The sequence below is a fragment of the Spectribacter hydrogenoxidans genome, assembly GCF_031846275.1.
Taxonomy (GTDB): domain Bacteria; phylum Pseudomonadota; class Gammaproteobacteria; order Nevskiales; family Salinisphaeraceae; genus Spectribacter; species Spectribacter hydrogenoxidans.
Genome location: NZ_JAVRIB010000033.1, coordinates 1 through 5,642 on the forward strand (window position 1 = coordinate 1; position 5,642 = coordinate 5,642).

Here is a 5,642-nt window from a genome sequence, read left to right on the forward strand (position 1 = left end):
GGTGACGGCGGCGATGAAGTCTTTGCGGGCCAGGGGGGCGTAGCGTTTTAGGGCGGATTTGTTCATGCAGTTTTTGGGTTTTTCCCCGTAACCGCCTTCACTTCCGCCAACAGATCCCCGAACTTGCCGTAGTTGACCTTCACGCCGTCGTCGAGGTCGAGGGTGATGCGTTGGTCGGCGTAGTGGCGCAAGCTTTCGTCGTAGCGGCGGAGTTCGTCGAGTTGCTTGGTGAGTTTGTCGCGTTGTTTTTGCAGGCGTTTGGTTTCGGCGCTGGTGGCGGCGGCGTGGATGTCTTGTTCGAGGCTGTCGATGCGAGATTGCATGCGGGATTGGAGGGGGACGACGTATTCCATGCGCATGCGGGAGAGGGTGCCGGCGTTATAGCGGTGCAGGTACACGAGGGCTTCGAAGGCTTTGTGTTTGCCGGAGCTGAATAGCCAGTAGATGGGCCGCTTTTTGTAGGTTTGCAGGTGGTCTTTGTAGAAGTCGCGGCTGAGGTAGCGGCGGATGGTGTCGTCGGCGGATTCGCTGGCTTTGCTGCCAAGGGCTTCGGCGAGCCAGGCCATGTTTTCGGCCTCGGTTTCCTCGCCCCAGACGACACGGACGAATTCGCGGATGCGGTTGGAACCGTCGTCGTCGAACCAGGCTTCGTCGGTGATGGGTACGATGCCGTCGTCGTCGGCCGGGAAGGTTTCGTAGCGGCTGGGGTCAAACCCCTCGTTGCCAGCGTGGGCGTAGATGAGACCGGGGGCGTCGAGGCTGTAGCGGCCCATCATGCAGCCGATAGCGTACGAAACCAACTCCAACGAGCAGTCTTTTCTTAGTCGTACCTCAAGCTCTAGTTGTGAATTCCCATCTCCGTAGCGAGCGACGGGATTCGAATTTAGCGTTACCCCAATAAGTTCGCTTTTTGGTTCGACCTCATCTGACAAGCCGTACGCCTCAAGAATCAGCGCGTCCAATTCGCTCTGCATTCCTAACACTTCGTTCACGGTATTCCGCGCTTCTGCGCGCCAATTCTCGTACTTCGACCTTACGGAATTCTCCGTTGCATCGTCGTTACGCAGTAGCGCAGGTTCTGCGAAATCCCATGACAGCTCGCAGGCATCCCAATCGGCCCGATGCGCATCGATTAGCGTTCGAACAAGAGTTTGGGTGCGATGCTCTTTCAGCAAGTTACGGGGTACGGGAAGTTGCTTCAGGGCTCCTGGTCCAAAATCTTTGGGTGTGAAGACGTTCAGGAAGGGAGTAATGGCACTTGATTGCAATACCCCCAACGCCAACAACAGTTCATCATCTGAGGCAGAAAAAAACATTGAGTTCTTCTGGTCAAAAATGAATCCACTAGGGACAAATCGCGCGCAGAAATTCTTGGAAATATTGTTGTACGCAAGTCCACTCGAAAAGTACTTGTCAGCATTTCTTACAGTTGAGCTTTTATGTGAGCGAATAGCCTCGCCATTGTTCCTCCAATCGATTACGCATAAATTGTTACCAAACCATTTGCGGTAGTCGCTACCCTTCACATAGGGAGTCCACTTGGAGTTGGATTCGGTGCCGGCATCTTCCGGCCGCCAGAAAGATTGTTCAGAGATTTCGAACCAATAGCGTATGAATCTCTCATTGTCTCCGGTCTGCAATCCGGTAAAAGGCTCCGCTAGCTCCCTCATCGGAATCGAATTTTCAAGCGTTCTTTGAGCCGGGCGAGATAACCGATATGCTGTGATTACAGAGCGAGGAATCTCGGAAAACCTTGCTGTGTCAACCGTGTATAAATCGCTGCGGTTTAGGAGCGCTGACGCCTTGTCATCTGACGAGGGGATATCTACCAAGTCATAGAAATTAGCCGCGGTTTCAATCCCCGTGCGCTTAAGAGCGGAAAATGCCGCCGCCTGAACAACTTCGCCTTTGACTTCTGGAAACGCATGAGGCCCAAGGTGGCACAGGGACAGCAGTGAATAGTGATTGAGATACCATGATCTAGCGCCGAAGAAATCCTCGCCATACATCCAGCTATCCATTGTGATCATGGCCACGGAACCGTCTAAACGGCAAAAGGCGTTAGCTCGGGCAATGAACATTGCGTAAATGTCAGCTGTGCATTCGGGAAATGTCGACTCCGCGAGCTGACGCAAATCAGAATTGAGGTACTTTCGCCCCATATACGGCGGATTCGCCGCCACCGCATCAAAAGCTTTCGCCAGCACTTCCGCCTGCGCCACCAGCCCGAGCAATGTCTCCGCCGCATCCCGCCCCAGCATGTCGCTACCATCACGCACAGGTTCCAGTTCCCGCCGCAAATCCGGCAGGGCACTCGCCAGTTCGTCGTGAATCTGAATCAACGAGCCAAAAGTCTTGGCCTGCTCGAAGGATTCAACGAGCTGGTTAACGATCGAGTAGTCGATCTGCGGCGCATTCAGCGCACTGTGCAGTTCCGCCGCACTGCCGACCTTCGCCTCCTGCAAGGCCAGCACATTCAAAGCCACCGGCTGGCCGAACAAACGCCGATCATCCGCCCGTGCCTTCATCAACAGTGCAAAGCCGGCGAGCTGGGCGGCGCGGTCGTCGATGTCCAGGCCGTAGAGGTTCTTTTCCAGTATCAGCCGGGGGATGTCCTGCCGGCGGTAGCCGCGTTCGAGGTAGATGTCGCGCAGCAGGTCGTAGGCTTCCACCAGAATGTGGCCGGAGCCGCAGGCCGGGTCGAGCAGCGTGAGGGATTCGGGGTTGAGGGTGGCTCCGTTCTCTTCGATGCGGGCCTGGATGAGCGCGTCGAGCTGGGCGTTGACTTCCGCCGTCTGCTCGGCGGGCTTTATGTAGTACTCCCACTTGGTCGCGAGTGTGCTGGTGGGGTTGGCCATCAGCCACAGGCGGCCGAGGCTGTTCTGCACCAGGTATTTGACGATCCAGTTGGGGGTGAAGAGCTGGGTGGCGGCGGGGATGTCCTCGCTTTTCACCACCTTGCCGATGACCTGGTCCTTCTTTTCGCTGATGTAGAACTGGTAGAGCCAGCCGATAATTTCGACGTCCTGCCAGTCGGCCTCATCGATGGCGGTGACGAGCTTGCCCAGAATGGAATCGGTGCGCAGCAGGCCGTCGGGTAGCAGCAGCTCGGTGGCGTCGTCCAGTGATTCGAACAGGAAGGGCATGGCCTTGTGCAGGGCGTGGCACTGGGCCAGCAGCACCTCGCGGTACAGCGCTTCATCGCGATTGCCGGCGAGCTTGAGATCCAGCGCGCGGCTGCGATCGAGACCGGGCAGATCCAGCTCGGCAATATGGTCGAGGATCTCAGGCTGGGTGTGGCCGGTGGCCTGGTTGGCCGGGTGGCTGAGCACGCGGAAGCCGTGGTCCAGAAAGCCGTGCAGCTCCATGTAGCGGATGGCCACCAGGCGGTTGAACCAGGTGTAGGCCATGGCGTCCATGGTCTGCTCAAAGCCATTGGCCTCGATACGGCTTAGCAGCTCTTGCCGTTGTCGGGCTATCCCACTAGGAAAGGCTTGACCGTTAATCAGAAGAACATCGCCGTCCTGCTTTACCTTGGCCGGGCTCTTGGGGTTCAGGCCCAGCTTCTCTGCGCGGCGCGTTACTGCGGCAATGAAATCCTTGCGGGCCTGGAGGGCGTATTTTTTTAGAGCGGGCCTATTCATGATCTACGCGAGCGCAGCTTCGATGCGAGTCCTCAAGGTGGTCCGTCTTTGCTTGTAGAACTTAAGGAAGCCGCCCAGGTCTTCCGGTAGGTCCTGTATCGCCTGATGTTGCAGATACTGATTGCGCATCGTCTCGTTTGGCCACTGGGCGCGATACCACTCGGCTGGCATTTTCTGCCGCTTTTCGTTGTTGATGGTGCCGACCAACAGCTGCAGGTTCGGCAGCCGGTTGCACTTCTCGATCAGATCTTCCACCTGCTCTTCGGTAAAGCCGGCCTTGATAAGCTTGCTCCGCGTGAAGCGGCCCTTGGGGAAGATGTGATCGACATGGAAGTGCTGAGAATAGTCGAAGCCAGGAAACAGGATCGACAGCAGGGCAAAGGTGGTCTTGTCACCGTATGAAACCTCGCACAGTTCGTCGATTTCCTCCCCGGAGAAGGTGAGCGATTTGCCGCGCCTTGCCATCGCTTCCTCAAGATCCTGGACAGGGAATCCAGCAGTAGCCTCAGCCCTTAGTACTTCACGCAGATCGGTCAGCAGCGTATCCAGGCCGCTACCCCAGATGCCTGAGGCTTTGAGCAAGCTACGGACCAGCCATTTGCGGACGGCTTCGCGATCAGCCGCGAATTCGGAACGCGACAGGTATCTGTCGTCCAGAGTTCGGGCGTGCAGATAATAGGCAATGGGCAGAATCGCGCTACTGGCCCTCAGGTTCTGGCCATTGAAGCCAAAGCTGGCGAGCAGACGTACGGCTAAAATTAAAGAGCTTCGAATGGCTTGCCACTGCTCTTCGAGCCTGGCCATGTTGGCCTTGTTGAAGTTTTCCACCTTGAATCCGACGCTGCCGATATCGGCCAGCATGAGGCCCGCTTTCAGGACCAGATCTTTGCTGTAGGCAAAGCCATCACCTTCGGCGTTCATTTCATCGACCAGGGCATGGATTTCCTGCCGCGCATCGAGCTGGCGCCACTGGGCGACGGCAATGGAAAGCAGCAGGTCGGAATACGAGAGCGCGGTACCGCCGCTGTTCATGCGGATGAAGATGTTCAGAACGCGTTCGAGATCCTGGTTGGTTTCCTCGTAGTAGCTGACGACATCGCGGATGTGGATGACGTCGTGAAGCTGACGAAGCGTTTTGCGAGCTTTCTTGCGAGCGTCGGAATCTGGAATCAGATCATCCAGTTCATCGACGAGGTCATCGCGGTCCTCATCCATGGTCCGGGAGATACGAAACCATCGTTCGTCATCCGACGCTCGTTCAAGCTGTTCCGCACTCAGAAACTCGAACTGGAACTGGGAACCGGTTTCGGAATCCGGCTGGCCGAGCAAATTGAGGTGCAGGTGCCGCACTGGAAACGCCGCATCGTTGGTCCACCACTTGCCCGAGATGCGCCAGGCATAGGACCCACGCAAGCCGATGTTCAGGGCGGTCATACGCTGCTGGCCATCCAGCACCGCCGTGAGTGACTTGTGGGGCAGCCCCGTTATCAACTCGCAGTGATAATTATCGCGCTGATGAAAGTGCTGCACGAAGTCGTAAAACTGATACTGCGACTGCTGTTCCGGCTCGATCGTCCAGAACAGGAATGTGCCAAACGGATACCCCTGCATCAGGCTGTCGAAGAGCTGGCATATCTGATCCGCGCCCCAGACGAATTCACGCTGAATCGCGGGGAGGATGTAATAATGATCTGCTACGCCCTGAAGCAGGTCATGAATGGTCCCGCCGGGTTTGTACATGATGGACCTCCTAGCGGATGTCGACGCGCTTGCCGGCGGCCAAAGCTGAATTGATTTCCTGACGAAGCTTGTCCAGATAGTTCTCTGCGGCTGATTCGTCTTCGATGTAGCCCTTGCCCAGGCTGGCAGCGAAAATTCGTTGCGTGGGTTTCACCTTCTTGGCGACCGGCGCATCGGCAACGGCAGAGCCATTGTTTGTTTCCGGCTCGGGTGTTGTCACAGAAAGCTGCGAGAGCAAATCCACCGCCTGATCGGCGG

3 protein-coding genes are annotated in these 5,642 nt (G+C 56.8%); all 3 read right to left on the reverse strand.

The annotated features are described in order from the left end of the window. Positions 1-62 precede the first annotated feature (62 nt). Positions 63-3,644 carry a BREX-1 system adenine-specific DNA-methyltransferase PglX gene (gene pglX / locus RM532_RS15655; RefSeq protein ID WP_311654276.1) on the reverse strand — a complete coding sequence of 1,194 codons (3,582 nt, stop codon included), beginning with the start codon at positions 3,642-3,644 and terminating at the stop codon, positions 63-65. 3 nt (positions 3,645-3,647) lie between these two features. Continuing rightward, a complete protein-coding gene (locus RM532_RS15660; RefSeq protein WP_311654277.1) occupies positions 3,648-5,384 on the reverse strand; it encodes a DUF262 domain-containing protein in 1,737 nt (578 codons plus the stop codon). A gap of 10 nt (positions 5,385-5,394) precedes the next feature. Further along, positions 5,395-5,642: hypothetical protein (locus tag RM532_RS15665; RefSeq protein WP_311654278.1), on the reverse strand; the 248-nt coding region annotated here is incomplete at its 5' end.

Bases quoted from the DNA above. Each gene is read 5' to 3' on its own strand.
- pglX (WP_311654276.1), bottom strand. From the start codon at position 3,644: ATGAATAGGCCCGCTCTAAAAAAATACGCCCTCCAGGCCCGCAAGGAT.
- RM532_RS15660 (WP_311654277.1), bottom strand. From the start codon at position 5,384: ATGTACAAACCCGGCGGGACCATTCATGACCTGCTTCAGGGCGTAGCA.